Consider the following 17170-nt stretch of genomic DNA (forward strand, 5'->3'; position numbering starts at 1 on the left):
ATCGGGCGGTGCGCCTGAAGTCCGCTGTCTCCCTGCTCGTCCTCGCCCTGACCACCGCCACGCTGCCCGGGTGCGGCGGCGACGACCCGTCCGACCGGCCCGCACCGGCCGACGCCACCGGCACTCCGGCCGGCGCCGCGTCCGCCCCGGCGGCCGGCGCCCCGGCGGCCTCGCCGAGCGCCCGGGCCGGCTTCGGCAGCGCCAAGCCGAGCCCCACCCCGGCCACGGCCGCGTTGCGCGCCGGCAACCCCGCCGGGCAGGCCACCGTGCCGGCCGAGGCGCGCGCGGTGGACACGTCCCGCCCGACCCGTACCGTCGGCACCGGCACGCCCGCGAGCTGCACCTCGGCGGCGGTGGTGAAGGCGGTCGCGGCCGGCGGCGTCATCACGTTCGACTGCGGCCCGGCGCCGGTGACCATCACCATGAAGGCCACCGCCAAGGTGGTGAACTCGCACGGCCCGCGGATCGTGCTGGACGGCGGCGGCAAGGTCACGCTGAGCGGCGGCGGCAGCCGGCGGATCCTCTACATGAACACCTGCGACCAGGCCCAGGGCTTCACCACCTCGCACTGCCAGAACCAGGACCACCCGCAGCTCACCGTGCAGAACCTGACGTTTACCGGCGGCAACTCCACCGGCGACCGGACCGAAGGCGGCGGGGGTGGCGCGATCTTCGTCCGGGGCGGGCGGGTCAAGGTCGTCAACTCGCGGTTCGTCGACAACCGCTGCGACCGCACCGGCCCCGACCTGGGCGGCGCCGCGCTGCGGGTGCTCAGCCAGTTCGAGAACAAGCCGGTGTACGTGGTGGGCAGCACCTTCACCGGCGGGGTGTGCGCCAACGGCGCGGCGCTGAGCAGCATCGGCGTCTCCTGGACGGTCCTGAACAGCGTCTTCCGCGACAACAAGGCGGTCGGCGCCGGCGCGAACCCGGCCCGGGGCGGCACGCCGGGCGGCGGTAGCGGCGGCGCGATCTACTGCGACGGCAACGAGTTCACGGTGAAGCTCGCCGGCACGATCATCGAGGACAACAGCGCCAACGAGGGCGGCGGCGCGGTCTTCTTCGTCAGCAACAACCGCACCGGCACCATGACGATCTCCAGTTCGACCCTGCGGAGGAACCCGAGCAGGGGCTTCGAGACGAAGGGCTTCCCGGGCATCTTCTTCCTCGGCGCCCGCCCCCCGTCGGTAACCTCCTCCCGCCTCTCCTGACCCCCGGCCTTGAGGGAAGGCGGCCCTTCCTTCGGGTCAGTAGGGGTTGGGGTGGCCGGGGAGGTCGCCCTTGGCCAGGGCCGCGGGGCGGCCGGGGAGGGTGGGGTCGGTCGACAGGGGCGGGGAGTTGGTGCCGGCCCGCGTGGACATGCCGGTGATCAGGTCCTTCAGCGCGGTCACCGTGTCGACCCCGGGCGCCCACCCGAGTTCCGTCTCGGCGCGGTGGGTGGACATCAGCGGGACGTTCAACGCCAGGTCGACCCAGCCGGTGTCCACCGGTTGCAGCCGGGCCCGCCAGGTCACCGCCGCCACGCCGCGCAGCAGCGGCACCGCCACCGGCACGGTCCAGCCGTGGAAGTGCCGCGCCACCAGCTCCGGCGTCAGCACCGGGTCGGTCGCCACGTTGAACGCCCCGCGCGCGTCACCCGTCACCGCCCGGGCGTACGCGTCGGCCACGTCGTCGGCGTGCACCGCCTGCATCCGCAGCCGCCGGTGCGACGGCACCAGCGGGATCCGGCCGTAGCGCAGCAGCCGCACCGGCACCAGCGGGCCGAGGAAGTAGCGGCTGATCTCCGTACCGGCCTCCCGCTGGAAGATCAGCCCCGGCCGCAGCCGCACCACCCGCAACTCCGGGTGCTCCCGCTGCACGCCGTCCAGCAGCGCCTCCACCTCCGCCTTGTCCCGGCTGTACGACGACGTCTCCACCCCGGTCGCCGGCCAGTTCTCGCTCACCGGGTGGTCCTTCGGGCCGGGCGCGTAGGTGCCGACCGACGAGGCGTACACCAGGGCGGGAACGCCGGCCCGGACGGTGGCCTCGACGACCGCGCGGCTGCCGCCGACGTTGGTCCGGTAGAGCGTGCGCCGGTCGTGGCTGGGCTGGATCTGCCAGGCCAGGTGCACCACCGCCCGCGCCCCGGCGAAGATCCGCACCAGGTCGTCGGCCGCGCCGGGCGCGCCGATGTCGCAGGAGTGCCACTGGACGTCGTCGTACGGCTCGCCGGCGTCCGGCCCGGGCAGCCGGCGGGCCACCCCGACCAGTTCGGCCTCCGACTCCTGCCGCAACCGGCGGAGTACGGCGGTGCCGACGTTGCCGGTGGCCCCCACGATCACGATGCGCATGCTCGGTGCGGTACCCGCTGAACCGGTCAGCAACCGCTCAGGGGCGGGGGTTCGTGCGTACCCAACCCTTCTCCTGACCGCGGCGGCTGCCGGTGGCGGCCAGGCAACGCGGGCAGAGCCAGCCCTCCGGGTCGGCCTCGGTGAGCACGTCGGTGCCGGAGTAGTCGAACGGCACGTGCGGGAAGCGGCGCAGCCGGGTGCGACTGAGCTGGAGTCCGCACAGCGTCTGGTTCTGCCCCGGCAGCCAGGCGTGCACCTCACCCCCAGGGCGGCGTACGCCGTCGTCGCCGGGGACCTCGCTGGACGCCGCGACGGCGGCGGTACTGGTCGTTCGCATGGGTGTCCCGGTTCCCGTTCACGTCGGCGCGACACCACCACGGGAGTACGGGATCCGCCCCCGTACCTCCCAGGTGGTAGCCCGACCGGCAACTCCGGCATGACGCGCTCCGACCAGGCCGGTCCATACGCTGCCGTCCGTACCCACAGCCCGACGACCTTCAGGGAGTCCCGATGTCGATCAACAACCTGCTCGCCACCACGCTGGCAGCGCCGTACGTCCCTATCGCCGCAGGTGGGGTCGGCGGCTCCGGACGGTACGGCGCCACCGCGTTCGCCCTGGTGAGCCTGGCCAGTGTGATCATCGGCGGGCTGGCGGTCCGCCGGGTGGGCGCCGGACAGCGCGGCGCCCTGCTGGCCCTGGCGACCGGGGTGGTCGGCCTGGTCCTCAGCGCGTCGCACCTGGCGCTGACCACCGGCGGCTTCGGCACCGGCCAGGGGCGGGCCGGGGCGATCGCGGGCGTGGTGCTGGGGCTCGTCGGCGTCGGCCTGGGCGGGCTGGCGCTGGCCCGTTCCCGCCGCACCGCCTGACCGGCGACGCGACGACCCGCCCGGTCAGGAGGACATGAGCCAGCTCGGCACGGTGAGGCCCGACTCGTACGCCAGGATCACCAGCTGGGCGCGGTCCCGTACCCGGGTCTTGGTCATGATCCGGCTGACGTGCGTCTTCGCGGTGGCCGGGCTAAGCACCAGCCGGGCCGCGATCTCGTCGTTGGACAGGCCGGCGGCGACCAGCGCGAGCACCTCCCGCTCCCGGTCGGTGAGACCGTTCAGCCGTGGCCCCGGCTCCGGGTGCCGGACCCGGGCGGCGAACTCGGCGATCAGCCGGCGGGTGATGGCCGGCGCGATGAGCGCGTCGCCCCGCGCCACCACCCGCACCCCGTGGATCAGCTCCGCCGGCTCGGTGTCCTTGACCAGGAAGCCGCTCGCTCCGGCCCGCAACGCGCCGTAGACGTAGTCGTCCAGGTCGAAGGTGGTCAGCATGATCACTCGGGCGTCGGCGTGGGCGACGATCTCGCGGGTGGCGGCCAGTCCGTCCATCTGCGGCATCCGGACGTCCATGAGGACGACGTCCGGCCGCAGCCGCCGGGCCAACCGCACCGCCTCGGCGCCGTCGGCGGCCTCACCGACCACCTCGATGCCGTCCTCGCCGTCGAGGATGGAGCGGAAGCCGGCGCGTACCAGTCTCTGGTCGTCGGCGACCAGCACCCGGATCATCGGACCTCCCCCGGCTCCGGTCGCGGCGCCGGCACGGCCGCCGCGACCGGCAGCGGGTCCGGCCGCAGCGGCAGGCGGGCGCGGACCAGGAACCCGCCGTCCGGCCCCGGCCCGACGGCCAGCGTGCCGCCGAGCGCCCGGGCCCGCTCCCCCATGCCGAGGATGCCGTTCCCGGGCGGGGACGAGCTGCCGACGCCGTCGTCCGCCACCTCCACCAGCACGCCGTCGCGGTCCGGCCGGATCCGGACGACCGCGGTGGTCGCGGCGGCGTGCCGGGAGACGTTCGTGAGCGCCTCCTGGACGATCCGGTACGCCGCCAGGTCCACCTCCGGCGGCAGCGGCCCGGTCTCGGCCACCTCGGTGCGGATCCGCACACCGCACCGCCCCGCCGTCTCGACCAGCTCGCCGAGCCGGTCCAGGCCGGGCGCGGGCGCGGTCGGCGCGTCGCCGTCCCGCCGCAGGACGCCGAGCATCGCCCGCAGCTCCCGCAGCGTCTCCCGACTCGTCTGCTTGATCGCGGTGAGCGCCGCCGTGGATCGTTCCGGATCCGGACGGTGCAGCGCGGCGCTCGCCTGCACGTTGATCGACGACAGGTGGTGACCGAGCAGGTCGTGCAGCTCGCGGGCGATGCGTAACCGCTCCTCGGTGGCCCGGCGCCGGGCCTCCTCCTCTCGGCCCTGCTCCGCCGCGAGCACCCGGGCCTGCACCTCGGCCAGATAGGCCCGCCGGTTCCGGGTCACCCCGACGATCACCGCGACCAGCCACCCGGCGTGCAGCAGCGTCGCACCGTTCCCCCCGGCGCCCGTCCGGGTCCAGCCGTCCGCGACCGCGAACGAGACCACCGAGGCGAGACCGAGCCCCACCGCGACCGCGAGGTGCCCCTCGTCGACCACCGTGTAGAGCGCCACGACGAACACCAGCATGATCGGCCCGGGCCGGTGCAGCAGCACCCCGTACGCGCTGACCGCCGCCAACGCCACCACGCCCACCACGACCGGATACCGCCGACGGGCGTACAGCGCGCCGGCGGACACCAGCACGACCAGCAGCGCCACCATCTCGGCGGCGGTGTCGACGCCGTCCGCCTGCACCAGCAGGCCGAGCAGCGCCACCAGGCCGACCGCCGGCACCAGGGCCGCCGCCGCCACCCGGTCGCGCCACCGCCAGCTCGACATGACCGAAGCGTAGCGGCCCGAGCGGGGGGACCGCCCGGGCCGCGCCCGTCACCGCCGGACGAGGGTGAAGCCGCCCGGCAGCGCCACCGCAAGCGGAGTGAAATCGACCCGGACGCGGACGTGCGACATTCAACCTCCTGCATCAGCGGTGATGACCAACCTACGCAAGAGCAGCGCGGTGTACGCGGACGAGATCCATGGCGGGCCGGTCAACGGAGCCGGGTCAGCAGCGCCGGGCAGCAACCCCGCTTCTTTCGAGCGGTGCCGGGGCCGGGCCGTTCGGCGTACCAGTCACGCATCCGGGTGGCGGCGTCGGGTCGGCTCTCCGCCAAGGTGAGCCGGAACCGCGCCGATCGGGCCGGCCGGAGCGTGGCGACGACGTCCCCGACGTACAGCCGGAGGTCCTGGTCCTCCTCCCAGAGCACCGGGCCGGTGGCCGCTGTGTCCACCAGCCGTCGCCAGTCGGCGTCGGCAGCCGACACCGTCAGTCGGGCACCGTGGGGCCAACGGTGTCGCCACCGGGCGCCGAGCCCTCGGTCGAGTTCCCGTTGTGTCGGCGCCGGCACGAAGGTCAGGTCGGCGTGCTCCATGGCGTGCCGGAAGTATCGCCGGGCCTCGACCAGCGCGTCCCGGCCGTCGAGCCGGGTGCCGACCTCGACGCCGGAGAACATGCCGTGCACCGCGTCGAAGTTCGCCGAGAAGAGCGCCCCGTACCGGCCGTCGGCGATCACCCCCTTGGCATGCGTGTCCGAGTCGCCGTGGATCGTCACACCCAACTCGGCCAGTGCCGCGGTGTCCGCCCGGTGCTCCGGAACGTTGTTGCGGGCCCGGACCAACAGCCGTACGTCGAGGTTGTGCGTGGCCATCGCCCGGCGCAGCGGATCGAGCAGCAGCTCGGGTCGGTCCCGGATGCCGACCAGGCTGAAGGTGGCGAGCAGCAGTTCCCGTCGGGCCCGACCGATCACGTCGTGCAGGGCGGCGACGATGCCCCGTTCCCGGTGCGGCCCGTCCGCGTCGTCACCGTCGTACGTCCAGATCACGCCCGGTCCGTCGGCGGGTGGTGGGGCGATGACCGGGCTCGGTGCCGGAGTACGCCGGTGCAGCGCGTACTCGGCCCCGGGCAGTGCGGCCCAGGTGCAGCCGGCGGACCAGAGCCGGGCGAAGAACCGGGCCAGCCGGTCCACCTCGGCCGGGTCGCCGACCAGCACCCCGTTCTCACCGGTGGCCCGCTTCCGCTCGGTGTCGGCCAGGGCACTGGTCTCCAGGTTGGCGCTGGAGACCAGCGCCAACCTGTCGTCGACGACCAGGAACTTGGCGTGGCAGCCCTCGTGGCCGCGCAGCGCGATCCCCCGCCGGGTCAGCTCGTCGAACCGCTTCTTCTGGGCCTGCACGTCGACGTCGTCGATGTCCTCCAGGCTGGACAGGTCGCGCTTCAACGACTGCTCGGTCCACGAGGTCACGACGTACACCCCGCCGCGGAGCCGGTCCACGGCCTCGAAGAGCGCATCCAGCAGCTCCCGGTCGCCGATCCGGAAACTGGCCAGGAAGATCTTGTGTCGAGCACTCTGGATCAGTTCGATCGCTGCCTGACGGATCGACGTGGCCGAACCCCGGTAGGTGAACAGATGCCGGTAGTCCCCGTCGGTACCGGGCGAGTCCAAGAACGGCTGCCCGGGTGCGTCCCGGAGCAGGAAGTATCCCTCGGGGACGGTGACCGCGCCGAGGTCGAGTTCCTCCGGCAGCTCGTCAATTTCCGACATACCGGAAGTCCTCCGCCTCACGCAGCGCGTACACCAGGCCGGGGAACCCCAACCGCCAGGCGCGGTCGCGTAGCTCGGGACTGTCGGGCAGGACCGAGGCGTCGGCACCCGGCTCGGCGGCTGCGGTGAGCCGCCGGTCCACCTCGATCAGCGCTTCCGCCGTCCGGTCGGCGTCGACCAGGTCGATCGCCATCTCGATCACGGCGTCCTCGCTGCGGGCCACCAACCCGAGCGGCAGCGCGAGATTCCGGCCCTGCTCGGCGAGGCGGCGGGCGATCCTCCCGGAGATCGCGCAGCGCCACCGGGCCGGGCCGGTCCGCTCCATCCGTAGCGCGACCCGCTCCGACCAGCCCAGCAGCCCGTCCCAGGCCCCGGCCCGGACAGCCGGGTCGTCGAGCGCGTCGACCAACCCGAGCCAGGACGCGGCGAGGCCGGCGGCGCCGGGCAGGTCGAGGCTCACCGGATCGTTCCTGTCGTTCCCGGGCAGGGTGAGAACCGGCCGGAGGTGGTCGCCGTCAAGGCGCAGTTCGCCTCGGCACCGGTAGACCCGACACCAGCCGTGCCGGCTGATCTCCGACGACTCGGCGGCGGACTCCGGCACCTCGGTGGTTTCCTGGTCCACCCCGGCAAGCGTGCCGGCGACGAGCCGGGCACGCAGTTCGTCGCCGAGCGTGCGGGTGGCCAGCCAGGGTGGCACCGGGGCGTTCCCGACCGACCGGGGGCGAAGCCGATCGACCTCGCGCAGACCCGACGAGCGGGGATCGAGCGCGAGCAGGTCACCGGTGCGCGGCAACAGGACGACGTCCAGGCCGGTCCGTCTGCTCCGGTAGACCGTCCGGGTCCGGGCGGCCCGCTCGGCACCCGGTGACAGCGGTCGGTATCCGTCGCCGTCCCGGGCCAGGGCCCCGGCAGCGACCAGCCGGCGTGCCGCCACCGGCAGCAGTGTCGTCCCCGGCAGGTTGGTGATCTCGAAGAACTCGCCCGGGTCGGCCATGCCGGTCGTCATCGCCAGGTCCAGCACGAACCGCTCCAACGGTGTCATCTGCACCGGCGCGGCGCGATCGAACGGCACGCTGCGCCACCAGCGCAGCGGCACCAGCACCTCGGGCAGCACGGCGACGGTCCCCGACGCCGGCTCGGCGGGGGGATCGGCCGGTACGAATTCAATCACGCGACGCCCACCGCGTCCGTCCGCCGCCTCGACACGGTCACCCGACACCCTTCGCGATCTCCATGTCGGGCCGCTCGTCGAGCAGCTCGAACAGATTGCGGTAGAACTCCTCCGCGGCCGGCACGCCGTTCAGCCGGCGAAGCGTCGGGCCATGCCCCACCAGCACGAGTCCCCTGCGGGCGCGGGTGCAGGCGACGTTGAGCCGGCGAATGTCCTGCAACCACCGGCCGTACCGGACCGACGGGGTGCCCCGGCCGACGAAGGCCCGGCAGAACGACAGGAAGACGAGGTCGCTCTCCTGTCCCTGGATCTTGTCGATCGCGTCGACCACCTGGAAGTCGAGACTTCGGAAGTCGCCGAACGGCGGCCCACCGAGCCGCTCCCTGATCTCGGCGGCCTGCCGTCGATAGAACGTCAACACGCTGACCGACACCCGCTTACCGCTCGACCGTCGCAGCCGCGCCTCCCATGAGCGGCACATGCGGACGACGAGGTCCGCCTCGAGGTCGTTGACGAAGCCGCTGCCGATGGTGCGTTCCTTCGCCCGGCCGCCGTAGACCGAGGTGTCCACCAACACCACCGGGGTGTTGGTGCCGCCGTACCGCAGCGGGGTGACGTCCGGCCGGTCCGGTGTCAGGTAGTCGCCGCCGTACACCGGGGCGGAGACCAACGCGGCGATCGGCTCGATCATCCGGCGCTGCACCCGCAGCCGTTGCCGCAGCATCGGCGGCACACCGGCGACCGAGACCTCGAAGAGGCTACGCACCAGGTGGCCGCGCATCGCGGTCAGCAGCGTACGTTCGGCATCCGCGCCGTCCTCGCCCAGCCGGCGCCACGCGGCCTCGAAGGCGGGCCGGTACCGGTCCCGCCAGCCCCCCGAGTCACGCAGCCGCTCCGCGGTCGCCAAGACGGTGTCGGCGCGGAACTGGTGCAGCTCCTCGTCCTCGGTCCAGATCGCGGCCAGGTGCTCGACCGCGGTCGGCAGGTCCGCGGCGGCACCACGGTCGACCATGTGCAACGCGGCGAGTGCGTGCAGGTGATGCTCGTCGTCCGGCTCCACGTACGGCGGGAGCTGGTGCTCGTCGCCGACCAGCACCCACCGGCGGGCCCGGACCGCCCCGATCAGGAACTCGCTGTCCACCACCCGGCTCGCCTCGTCCACGACCAGCGTGTCGAAGTCGGCGTCGCCGAGATCCCGGCCCACCCCGGTCGTCGTGCAGCAGATCAGGTTCGCCGACCTGCGCAGGTCGGCGTCGACCTGCTCGGCCAGCGACTCCGGAGTGCCGCCGGCCAGCCCGGACAGCTCGAACCAGCGTTGCTCCAGCCGGATCCGCTGCTCGCGTCGGGTCAGCTCGGCCGCGAGCCGGTCCCGCCGGTGCCGCAGCTCCGACTCGGGCTGGCCGATGGGATCGCGCCCGGTCAGCATCCATACCCGGTCCGCGGCGCCTCCGGCGGCGACCCGCGCCGCCTCGACCTCGACCCGGCGGCGATGCACCTCCGCGCCGTGGTCCCGCTCCCCGGTGACCCGCCCCGCCTCCAGCGCGGCGGTCCGGGTCCGGGCCGCCGCCTGGCGCTCGCCCCAGACCCGTCGATCGTGGTCGAGCCGCCGGCGTTCGGCCTCGCACGCCCGGTATGCCTCGCCGAGCCGGGACACGTCGTCCGGCGACTCGAAGGAAGCCCGGAGCCGGGACCACAGCCGCCGGCCCAGCGGCACCGCCGCGAGCTGCGCGCGTAGCGCCTCGGCGCGGGCCGCGACCGGGGTCAGCGTCGCCGCCAACGTGTCCAGCGCCCGAGTCGCCTCGGCCTCCACGGCCCGACCGTCGGCCAGGTCGGCCGCCAGCCGATCCCGCCAGGCGCCGCGCGTCCGCTCCGCCGACCGCAGGTGCTCGGCGGCCGCCCGCTGCCGGGCGTCCACGGTCAGGAACGTCCCCACCGCGTCGCCCTGCTCGCGCAGCCGGTCGGCCTCGGCCCGCCAGCGCCCGGCCTGCGAGGTGGCCGGGCGGCGTGCCTGCCGCAGGTACGTCCGGCTGACCTCCTTCGGCAGGTACCGGCGGAGTTCCCCGGCGACCCGGGACTCGTCCCAGGAGATCCGCAGCGCCAGCACGCCCGGCTGGTCGGCGAGCCGGCGCAGCACCTCGTCGACGGCCACGTGCATCGGAGCGAGCAGCAGCACCCGCTCGCCCCGGTCGACGAGCTGGCGGACCACCTCGGTGATCACCGTGGTCTTGCCGGTGCCGGGCGGTCCCTGCACGTGGTAGGCGTGCGGGGTACGGACGGCCCCGTCCACCGCCGCCCGCTGCTCCGGGTTGAGCCGGTCGTCGAAGTACGTCGACAGCGGCGGCACCTTCGACGCCGGCAGCCGCCCCGGCGCGGTGAGCAGCAGCGCCAGGTGCTCCCAATCGCCCTCGACCTGCTCGTCGAGGAACCGGCACAAGGCCGCGGCGTGCTTGCCGAGCGCGAACCGACCCTGCTGCTCCAGCCGCACCGGGGTCTGCGGTGCGATCGGTGCACGAGGCGCGGCGAGGGTGAGCACCGGGTCGTCGCCGTCGAGCTCGGCCGAGAGCAGCCGCAGCTCCGCCGTCGTCTCCGGGCCGCGCACCGTCACCGAACGCCCCTCGGCGAAGGTGGCCGGCCGGTCGAGCCGGAGCCGGAGCACCGGCTCGTCCGCCAGCCGACCCTCGTCGACCACGATGGCGGTGCCGCGTACCGTGCCCTCGTGGGTGCTGCGCTGCTCCAGCAGCTCCAGCATCTGGAGCAGCGGCTGGTAACGGCGGCGGACCCGGGCGTGCAGGTCCCCGCGGGGCCGGGGCGCCGAGGTGCTCCGGTGCAGTTCGCGGGCGGCGGAGTCGCGCAGCGACCGTCGTCGTTGGACGATCCGCAGCCCATCGGTGAACGTCTTCAGCAGCTCCGGCAGGTCGCAGGGCTCCTCGTCCCAGACCGGCGCCAGGCGGACCTGTCGGGGAATGACCGTCTCGGTACGACCCAGCCCGCGCGCCGGCTTCACCGACGTGACGTATGCCTGTGGCACTCCGCTGTCCCTGGCGTTCCGGGACTGGGCGAAGACCTCGAACCGGGTGCCGATGAGCTGGTAGTACGAGCCGTCCCTCCCGGTCTTCTCCTTCACCAGCAGACCTCCGGCGAGGTCCGCCCGGATCTCCTCCAGGTCGTGGTCGGCGAGCCAACCGGCCCGTTGCGGGTACGACAGGCACACTGCCGTCCGTTCGGCCTCACTCGGCGTGAAAAGGGCCGCTTCGGTTGCCTGGCAGTATTCGTCGGCCCAGGATCGTGGCACGCGTAGCGGTTCCGTACCGCCCACCACCGTCACCGGTCGTCGCGGAGGAATCGGAGTTCGACGCAGAGTTCGTCGACGTCGTCCCCGTCCCCGTGCAGCGCCCAGTACGCCGTGAGCAGCCCGGACGCCTCCGCCCGCAGCGACTCGGTGTGCTCGGCCGCGATCGGCGCGGTGCCGTGGGCCAGCACCGACTTGTTCCGGGCCCAGGTCCGGTCGCGCAACTCGCACAGCCGCTCCGGACCGACCAGCCCGGTGCGTCGGGCGAGTTCGTCGTCGAGTGAGGCGAGCAGGATGGCGGCGGCGAACAGGGTCAGCTTGTGGGGCGGTCCCGAGGGGTTGGGTGGGGTCAGCGAGCGGGACACCTCGGTGTAGCGGGCCCGGACGGCAACGGGGTCACCGAGGCGCGACCAGTCGCAGTCGTCCGGGTCGAACCCTGGACAGCGTTGCCGCAGCCGGGTGGTCAGGCACGCCTCGATGGTGCGGTAGAACAGCAACGCCGCGAAGTCGTGCCGGCCAAGCTGCTGGTAGTGCAGCCCGAGCACATAGAAGCAGACCACGAAGGCGGTGGCGTCGCCGGCCGCCAACCGACGGGCGAAGGAAAGCTGCCGGTCGATCGTCGCCGCGGTTTCCGGCCGAAGATGCCGCCGGCCCTGCCGAAGGCTCTGCTCCACCCCGGCGACCGCCGCCGGAAGCGCGGCCAGGTCCAGGTCGCACCAGGTCCGGTACAGCTCGGCGAGAGCGCGCATCACCCGGGCCCGGCCGGGCACCGCGATCCGTTCGACGATCTCGTCGTAGCGGCGGCGGGCAGCCTCGAACGCGCCGGACCGGAACATCTCCAGCGCCCGGGCGAGTTCCTGCTCGCCGAAGAGGGCGGTCGGATTGTCCAGGGAGATGAGGCGGACCTCGCCGTGCCGCAACTGCCGGGTCAGTTGGTCAAACTGGTTCTCGACGTAGGTCAGCCCCAGGTTGAGCTGCCAGGCGGCCAATGCCGCGGCGGCGCTCATCACCTTCCGGCCGCCGGTGATGTCGATGACCGCGTGCCGCCCGTCCTGCCCGGCCAACTCCCGGGCGATCTGCTGGTACATGTCGAGCGGATCGCTGGCGTCCACCGGCACGTGCCGGAAGTCCTGGTGCCGCAGCCGGCCTGGGCCGACCAGCCGCTGGCCGATCAGGTCCACACTGTCGGGTGCGTCCCGAGAAGTGATCACGACGAGCCGGCTCGGACGGAGCAACTCGTAGGTGAGCACCGTCGGGACGGCCGCGAAGCCGCAGAGGCTGATCAGCACGTCGACCTTGCGGCGCGGCAGGTCGCTGGCGACGCGTGCCCGGGCGACGGCTTCGTCGAGCAGGTGGTCGAGGTAATAAGCGGTGGCCTGGAGCGCGGGGCCGCCGTCGGCGTAGCGCTGCTCGCCGCGTTCGATGCGATGCATCGTCTCGACTCGCTCGGCGAACGACTCCGCTTCGTCAGACGGCATGCCTGAGCCTATCGAACGAAGTCGCTCACCATGTGACCCGGACTCGCGACGGTCAGTGTCGAAGATCAGCGGGCGGGACGCATCGAGACGCAGATGTCGAGGTGCCAGCTCGGCCGAGGCGGACGTCAACCCCAGGACCGATGATCGGGTAGCCTGATGGCCCGACGGGCCGTTAGCTCAATTGGCAGAGCTGAGGACTTTTAATCCTTAGGTTCTGGGTTCGAGTCCCAGGCGGCCCACTCGACGGCGCATCTGGGTCGCGGAGACCCCAACCGAAGATCATCGAGCGCGACCGGGGCACAGGTCAGTCATGAGTGCGGAGACGCTGGTGACGAGTCAGCAGGACGTGGGCGGGCCGGAACGTCCGCTCGCGTTGGTCACGGGGGCGGGACGTTCGGCGGGAATCGCGGCGTCCGTGGTGCTGGGTCTGGCCCGGGCCGGCTGGGACGTGGCCTTCACGTACTGGACCGCCTATGACGCGCGGATGCGGTGGGGCGTGGAGCCCGGGGCGCCCGAAGAGTTGCAGGAGATGGTGGCGCCGTTCGGAGCGAGAACCTTCGCGGCCGAGGCGGACCTGTCCGACCCGGCGGTGCCGGCGCAGCTGTTCGACGACGTGGAGCGCGAGCTGGGAAACGTCACCGCGTTGGTGCTGTGCCACTGTGAGTCGGTCGACTCCGGCCTGTTGGACACGACGGTGGAGAGCTTCGACCGGCACTTCGCGGTCAATGCGCGGGCGACGTGGCTGTTGATCCGGGAGTACGGGCTGCGGTTCCGTGGTCAGCACGGAGATGGACGGATCGTGAGCCTGACCAGCGATCACACCGCCGGAAACCTTCCCTACGGCGCGAGTAAGGGAGCGATGGACCGGATCACGTTGGCCGCCGCGCGTGAACTGGCTCATCTGGGGGTGACCTGCAACGCGATCAATCCCGGGCCGACCGACACCGGGTGGATGACCGAGGACCAGAAGGCGGGCCTGATCCGCGAAACGCCTCTGGGACGGCTCGGCATGCCGCAGGACTGCGCGAATCTCGTCACGTTCCTCTGCTCGGCGGAAGGCGGATGGGTCAACGCCCAGCTTCTTCAGAGCAACGGCGGCCTTGGGTAGTCGGCTGGCTGAGGCAGGGTTGCGGCGGGCGAACGGTCCGCTGGTCCTGACCGTGGTCGCCGACTGACGACCTGCCCGACGACTGTGGTGGCTCACCGCCGGGACGGTGAGCCACCACGGGTCGTCAGTTGGCGACGAGCTGGAACCGCTGGTTGGCCTGCCCGTTGCAGTCGTAGAGCTGGACCTGCTGCCCGTTGCCGGTGCCCCAGACGTCGAGGCAGCGGCCGGACTGGACGCCGCTGATGGTGCCGTTGGAGTTGACGTTCCACTGCTGGTTGCTCTGGCCGTTGCAGCTGTAGATCTGGACGGCCGCGCCGTTGCCGGAGCCGGCGGCGTCCAGGCAGCGGCTGCCGCCGTACACCGTCAGTTGCTTGCTCGAGGTGTACGTCCACTGCTGGTTGGTCTGCCCGTGGCAGTCGTAGAGCTGCACCCGGGTGCCGTTGGTCTGCGACGAGCTGGGCACGTCGATGCACCGGCCCGACTGGTTGCCGAGGATCCGGTTGGCGCCGCCGGACGGCGGCGGCGTGGTCGGCCCGGAGGTCGGGGTCGAGGTCGGCGTCGCCGTCGGGGTGCCGGTCGGTGCCGGGCCGGCGGCGTTGAGGGCGTTGAGGACCGAGGTGTACGCGGCCTTCTTGTTGCCGCCGCCGTCGAACAGCAGCGGGCTCTCGTTGGAGCGCCAGGAGTCGCTGTCCCGCACGCCCCAGACGGTGATGCCGATGCAACGCGGAACGTTCAGGCAGGCCTGGGTCAGGCCCTGGTACTGGCTGGTCGACGAGTTGGTGACGTCGACCTCGGTGAGCGCCACGTCGACGCCGAGGGCGGCGAAGCTGGACAGCGTGGTCTGGAAGTTGCTCGGCAGCGAGCTGCCGCCGGTGAAGTGGGTCTGCAACCCGACGCAGTCGATCGGCACGCCCCGGGACTTGAAGTCCTGGATCATGCGGTAGACGCCCTGCGTCTTGGCGTAGGACCAGTTCTCGATGTTGTAGTCGTTGTAGCAGAGCTTGGTCGACGGGTCGGCCGCCCGCGCGGTGCGGAACGCGACCTCGATCCAGTCGTTGCCGGTGTTCTGCAGGTTGGAGTTGCGGCGGCTGCCGTCCTCGTTGAACGCCTCGTTGACCACGTCCCACGCGGCGAGCTTGCCCTTGTAGTGGGCCATCACACCGTTGATGTGGTTGATCATCGCGTTGCGCAGCGTGCTGCCGCCCATGTTCTGCATCCAGCCCGGCTGCTGGGCGTGCCAGGCCAGGGTGTGCCCGCGGACCTTCAGGCCGCGCTGGGTGGCCCAGTTGTAGATCTGGTCGCCGGAGTTGAAGTTGAACTGGTTCTGGTTCGGCTCCGTCGCGTCCGGCTTCATCTCGTTCTCGGCCGTGATCATGTTGAACTCACGCGCCGCGATCGTGCTGTAGGTGGAGTCGTTCAGCCGGCTCGCCGCGATGGCGGTGCCGAAGTAGCGGCCGGACTGCGCCGCCGCGGCACCCAGGGTGGTGGCCGCCTGGGCCGGGCCGGGCACGAACAGCGCGGCGCCGGCCAGGGCCAGCGAACCGGCGGCAGCGGCCGCCAGTACGCGGTAGCGGTGCCGCCTCAGTGGACGTTCCATGACGCTCCTCTGCATATCGGACGGGTGATGCGCAGGGTTGTCGACACGGTTCACGTACCTGGCGCGGGTGCGCCACCGGGCGGTACGCGTTCCGGTCACCGGCCCTGAAAATTTCGGAAACCTACCGGTAACTCCAGTGGAAGATACTCGCGCCACCATCATCGGTCAATGTCGATGACCGCCCGTCCAGGGCCGCTTCCCGTTGCGGTACCGCACCGAAAAATTCCAGCGAACCGGTTCGTCAGCCGGCGTCGTAGCGCTCCCGGTTGGCGTGCACCTCGTCCATGTGCGCCTCGGCCCACACCTTGATGCCGCGCGTCAACCGGTGGAGCGACAGGCCGAGTTCGGTCAGCTCGTACGTCACGGTCACCGGCACGGTCGGCGTCACCGTGCGGACGAGCAGGCCGTCGCGCTCCAGGGAGCGCAGCGTCTGGGTGAGCATCTTCTGGCTGACGCCGGCGAGCCGGCGGGACAGTTCCGAGTAGCGCATCACCTGCGGGCCGGCGTCGCCGTCCGGGCCGTCCCGGCCGAGGGCGGCCAGGATCAGCGCCACCCACTTGTCGGAGATCCGTTCGAGCAGTTGGCGGCTGGGACAGGCGGCCAGGAACGCGTCGTACTCCGCCCGCGCCCGGGCCCGCTTCTCGATCGCGGTTCGGGTGGCCATCGGCCACTCCTTCCTACCTGGCGGTTCCCTACGCACTCTCAGGTGCGTACTTCCCGATGGAGAGTGACTACCCCATCGTGGTCCAGGACAGCAGTCGAGACAAGGAGCACGAACCATGGGTACGCAGACCTTCCGCACCGCCGTCGTCCGCACCGCCGGGGAACCGGGCCTCGTCGAGATCATCGACGTCCCGCTGCGCGAGCCCGGACCGGGCGAGGTCCGGGTGCGGGTCGCCGGCGCGGCGGTCAACCCCGTCGACCTCGCCGTCGCCGGCGGCTTCTTCCACGGCCTGGGGCTGATCCACCAGCCGCACCACACCGGCCTCGGCTGGGACTTCGCCGGCACCGTCGAGGCCGCCGGTCGCGGCGTCGACCTGGCCGCCGGCGCCCGGGTCGCCGGCCTGGTGGTCGGGTTCGACCGCGACTTCGGCACCTACGCCGAGCAGCTCGTCGTGCCGGCCGCCGACCTCGCCGCCGTACCCGATGGTCTGGACCTGGTCGAGGCGGCCACCGTGCCGCTCAACGGGCTGGCCGCCGCGCAGGTCGTCGACCTGCTCGGCGCCGCGCCGGCCGGCGCCGACCGGCTGCTGGTGACCGGCGCGGCCGGCGCGGTCGGGGCGTACGTCCTCTCGCTCGCGCCGGACCAGGGCTGGCGGGTGACCGGCCTGGCCCGCGCGGAGGACGAACAGTTCGTGCGGAGCCTCGGCGCCGGCTTCACCACGGCGGCCGACCCGGGCTGGGACGCGGTGGCCGACGCCGCCAACCTCCAGGAGCAGGCGTTCGCGCTGGTCCGGGACGGCGGGGCGTACGTCGGGGTCCGGCCGAACGCCCGGCCGGCGGCGGCACGCGGCGTCACCGTCGCGGTCGTGGACACGCACGCCGACGGCCCCCGACTGGCCGACCTGCTCGCCCGCACCGCGTCCGGCGAGCTGCCGGCCCGGGTGCACGCCGTGCTGCCGCTGGACCGGGCGGCGGACGCCCACCGGGCGGTGGCCAAGGGCGGGGTACGCGGTCGCTACGTGCTCCGACCCTGAGGCGCACCTGCCGC

14 protein-coding genes and 1 tRNA gene are annotated in these 17170 nt (G+C 72.7%); 5 read left to right on the plus strand and 10 right to left on the minus strand.

Going from position 1 to position 17170, the window contains the following annotated elements:
* Positions 1-14: 14 nt before the first annotated feature.
* Positions 15-1208 carry a hypothetical protein gene (locus tag ACGFI2_RS12910; protein WP_393515806.1) on the plus strand — a complete coding sequence of 398 codons (1194 nt, stop codon included), beginning with the start codon at positions 15-17 and terminating at the stop codon, positions 1206-1208.
* Positions 1209-1244: 36 nt separating this feature from the next.
* Here the strand turns inward: ACGFI2_RS12910 and ACGFI2_RS12915 are convergent, their stop codons facing one another.
* Complete coding sequence (locus tag ACGFI2_RS12915; protein WP_393515177.1) at positions 1245-2327, minus strand: NAD-dependent epimerase/dehydratase family protein; 1083 nt, start codon at positions 2325-2327, stop codon at positions 1245-1247.
* Between the two features lie 37 nt (positions 2328-2364).
* A complete protein-coding gene (locus ACGFI2_RS12920; protein WP_393515180.1) occupies positions 2365-2664 on the minus strand; it encodes a hypothetical protein in 300 nt (99 codons plus the stop codon).
* 173 nt (positions 2665-2837) lie between these two features.
* On the opposite strand from ACGFI2_RS12920, the gene ACGFI2_RS12925 reads away from it, so the two are divergent.
* Positions 2838-3194 (plus strand): DUF6223 family protein, encoded by a 357-nt coding sequence (locus tag ACGFI2_RS12925; RefSeq protein WP_393515183.1) that lies wholly within the window; start codon positions 2838-2840, stop codon positions 3192-3194.
* Positions 3195-3218: 24 nt separating this feature from the next.
* Here ACGFI2_RS12925 and ACGFI2_RS12930 read toward each other — a convergent pair whose 3' ends face one another.
* From ACGFI2_RS12930 to ACGFI2_RS12955, 6 genes are all read right to left on the minus strand, one after another.
* Positions 3219-3881, minus strand: coding sequence for a response regulator (locus tag ACGFI2_RS12930; RefSeq protein ID WP_393515186.1), 663 nt, complete (start codon positions 3879-3881; stop codon positions 3219-3221).
* Entirely contained in the window at positions 3878-5056 is a 1179-nt protein-coding gene (locus ACGFI2_RS12935) for a sensor histidine kinase (protein WP_393515189.1), read from the minus strand. The genes ACGFI2_RS12930 and ACGFI2_RS12935 overlap by 4 nt, the downstream gene beginning before the upstream one ends.
* Positions 5057-5265: 209 nt before the next feature.
* On the minus strand, positions 5266-6816 hold the full coding sequence (locus tag ACGFI2_RS12940) for a phosphatidylserine/phosphatidylglycerophosphate/cardiolipin synthase family protein (RefSeq protein WP_393515192.1): 1551 nt from the start codon (positions 6814-6816) through the stop codon (positions 5266-5268).
* Positions 6803-7987: a hypothetical protein gene (locus tag ACGFI2_RS12945; protein WP_393515195.1), complete on the minus strand. Its 1185-nt coding sequence runs from the start codon at positions 7985-7987 to the stop codon at positions 6803-6805. The genes ACGFI2_RS12940 and ACGFI2_RS12945 overlap by 14 nt, the downstream gene beginning before the upstream one ends.
* Positions 7988-8024: 37 nt before the next feature.
* Positions 8025-11198, minus strand: a complete 3174-nt coding sequence (locus ACGFI2_RS12950; protein ID WP_393515198.1) for a DEAD/DEAH box helicase — start codon at positions 11196-11198, stop codon at positions 8025-8027.
* Positions 11199-11308: 110 nt separating this feature from the next.
* Complete coding sequence (locus tag ACGFI2_RS12955) at positions 11309-12754, minus strand: TIGR02710 family CRISPR-associated CARF protein (RefSeq protein ID WP_393515201.1); 1446 nt, start codon at positions 12752-12754, stop codon at positions 11309-11311.
* Positions 12755-12920: 166 nt separating this feature from the next.
* Between ACGFI2_RS12955 and ACGFI2_RS12960 the strand changes: the two genes are divergently transcribed.
* Together ACGFI2_RS12960 and ACGFI2_RS12965 are read left to right on the plus strand one after the other, a co-directional pair.
* Positions 12921-12993 (plus strand) — tRNA-Lys (locus ACGFI2_RS12960).
* Positions 12994-13064: 71 nt separating this feature from the next.
* On the plus strand, positions 13065-13862 hold the full coding sequence (locus ACGFI2_RS12965; protein WP_393515204.1) for an SDR family oxidoreductase: 798 nt from the start codon (positions 13065-13067) through the stop codon (positions 13860-13862).
* Between the two features lie 124 nt (positions 13863-13986).
* On the opposite strand, the gene ACGFI2_RS12970 is transcribed toward ACGFI2_RS12965, so the two are convergent.
* Together ACGFI2_RS12970 and ACGFI2_RS12975 are read right to left on the minus strand one after the other, a co-directional pair.
* The gene (locus ACGFI2_RS12970; protein ID WP_393515207.1) at positions 13987-15459 is read right to left on the minus strand and encodes an endo-1,4-beta-xylanase; all 1473 of its coding nucleotides are present in this window, start codon (positions 15457-15459) and stop codon (positions 13987-13989) included.
* Between the two features lie 241 nt (positions 15460-15700).
* Entirely contained in the window at positions 15701-16123 is a 423-nt protein-coding gene (locus tag ACGFI2_RS12975; protein WP_393515210.1) for a winged helix-turn-helix transcriptional regulator, read from the minus strand.
* Between the two features lie 115 nt (positions 16124-16238).
* On the opposite strand from ACGFI2_RS12975, the gene ACGFI2_RS12980 reads away from it, so the two are divergent.
* Positions 16239-17156 (plus strand): NADP-dependent oxidoreductase, encoded by a 918-nt coding sequence (locus ACGFI2_RS12980; protein ID WP_393515213.1) that lies wholly within the window; start codon positions 16239-16241, stop codon positions 17154-17156.
* The last annotated feature ends 14 nt before the right edge of the window (positions 17157-17170 follow it).

The organism is Micromonospora sp. NPDC049282 (genome assembly GCF_043197045.1).
GTDB lineage: Bacteria > Actinomycetota > Actinomycetes > Mycobacteriales > Micromonosporaceae > Micromonospora.

What these genes read in the sequence shown, in the direction of transcription:
- ACGFI2_RS12915 (WP_393515177.1), bottom strand. Translation starts at nt 2,327, where the DNA reads ATGCGCATCGTGATCGTGGGGGCCACCGGCAACGTCGGCACCGCCGTA.
- ACGFI2_RS12920 (WP_393515180.1), bottom strand. Translation starts at nt 2,664, where the DNA reads ATGCGAACGACCAGTACCGCCGCCGTCGCGGCGTCCAGCGAGGTCCCC.
- ACGFI2_RS12925 (WP_393515183.1), top strand. Translation starts at nt 2,838, where the DNA reads ATGTCGATCAACAACCTGCTCGCCACCACGCTGGCAGCGCCGTACGTC.
- ACGFI2_RS12930 (WP_393515186.1), bottom strand. Translation starts at nt 3,881, where the DNA reads ATGATCCGGGTGCTGGTCGCCGACGACCAGAGACTGGTACGCGCCGGC.
- ACGFI2_RS12935 (WP_393515189.1), bottom strand. Translation starts at nt 5,056, where the DNA reads ATGTCGAGCTGGCGGTGGCGCGACCGGGTGGCGGCGGCGGCCCTGGTG.
- ACGFI2_RS12940 (WP_393515192.1), bottom strand. Translation starts at nt 6,816, where the DNA reads ATGTCGGAAATTGACGAGCTGCCGGAGGAACTCGACCTCGGCGCGGTC.
- ACGFI2_RS12955 (WP_393515201.1), bottom strand. Translation starts at nt 12,754, where the DNA reads ATGCCGTCTGACGAAGCGGAGTCGTTCGCCGAGCGAGTCGAGACGATG.
- ACGFI2_RS12965 (WP_393515204.1), top strand. Translation starts at nt 13,065, where the DNA reads ATGAGTGCGGAGACGCTGGTGACGAGTCAGCAGGACGTGGGCGGGCCG.
- ACGFI2_RS12970 (WP_393515207.1), bottom strand. Translation starts at nt 15,459, where the DNA reads ATGGAACGTCCACTGAGGCGGCACCGCTACCGCGTACTGGCGGCCGCT.
- ACGFI2_RS12975 (WP_393515210.1), bottom strand. Translation starts at nt 16,123, where the DNA reads ATGGCCACCCGAACCGCGATCGAGAAGCGGGCCCGGGCGCGGGCGGAG.
- ACGFI2_RS12980 (WP_393515213.1), top strand. Translation starts at nt 16,239, where the DNA reads ATGGGTACGCAGACCTTCCGCACCGCCGTCGTCCGCACCGCCGGGGAA.